The organism is Methylobacterium sp. CCH5-D2 (genome assembly GCF_001556475.1).
Lineage (GTDB): Bacteria > Pseudomonadota > Alphaproteobacteria > Rhizobiales > Beijerinckiaceae > Methylobacterium > Methylobacterium hispanicum.
In genome coordinates this window covers 1-213 of sequence record NZ_LSIX01001045.1, presented here as the reverse complement: position 1 = coordinate 213, position 213 = coordinate 1, and the positions used below count along the sequence as shown (strand labels likewise).

General features: G+C 76.1%; 1 pseudogene. It reads right to left on the bottom strand.

The window, feature by feature from the left end:
* Positions 1–158, bottom strand: a pseudogene (locus tag AX737_RS36510) (glycosyltransferase family 1 protein); the annotation flags it as partial.
* Between the last annotated feature and the right edge of the window lie 55 nt (positions 159–213).

Here is a 213-nt window from a genome sequence, read left to right as displayed (position 1 = left end):
GGATAGCCCGGCAGGGGCAGCGAGCGGAAATCCCGGTGGGTCAGCAGCACCGTGTCGAAGCCGAGGCCCGGCCCCGCCGCGACCATGTGCTGGAGCGAGCGCACCACGCCGTTCACCTGCGGATGCCACGCGTCGGTGGCGATGAGGAGCCGCCTCACGCGACGGCCCGCCGCCCGGGCAGGTCCGGTGCCTCGGCGGGCGGCTCGGCCTCCG